This window comes from Neisseria sp. P0021.S007 (assembly GCF_051956855.1).
In genome coordinates this window covers 1-439 of the sequence record NZ_JBQCXA010001749.1, presented here as the reverse complement: position 1 = coordinate 439, position 439 = coordinate 1, and the positions used below count along the sequence as shown (strand labels likewise).

General features: G+C 56.0%; 1 protein-coding gene. It reads left to right on the top strand.

Annotated features, from left to right (window positions below; genetic code table 11):
• Positions 1-83 precede the first annotated feature (83 nt).
• The gene (locus ACTHUR_RS21260; RefSeq protein ID WP_440400793.1) at positions 84-338 is read left to right on the top strand and encodes a collagen-flanked surface repeat-containing protein; all 255 of its coding nucleotides are present in this window, start codon (positions 84-86) and stop codon (positions 336-338) included.
• Positions 339-439: the final 101 nt, after the last annotated feature.

The following is a 439-nucleotide window of genomic DNA, read 5'->3' as shown; positions in this document are numbered from 1 at the left end:
CCAACATGTGAACAATAAAGGACGGTAAAGGTAAGAATGCTGCTGCGGTCTGTGAGGGCTGTAAGAGGCGTACTAAGGTCAATATGGGTAAAGACGGTAAGAACGCTGAAGCTGAAGTTAAAGACAACGGCGACGGTACTCACACTGTAACCATCAAAGACGGTAACGGTAATACCACTACCACTATCGTTAAAGACGGTGCAACTGGTGCTAAAGGTGAAGCTGGTAATACTGGTGCAACTGGTGCCGATGGTAAGAATGCCAAGGCCGATGTTAAAGACAATGGCGACGGTACTCATACCTGTCTCTTCTACACCTCTACGAGCCCACGAGACTAGGCATGGTGTGATGGGGATGATTTTGGTGGGAAGGGGGGGGGGGGGGGGGGGGGGGGGGGGGGGGGGGGGGGGGGGGGGGGGGGGGGGGGGGGGGGGGAGGG

Coding starts and splice junctions, on each gene's coding strand:
- ACTHUR_RS21260 (WP_440400793.1), top strand. CDS start 84: ATGGGTAAAGACGGTAAGAACGCTGAAGCTGAAGTTAAAGACAACGGC.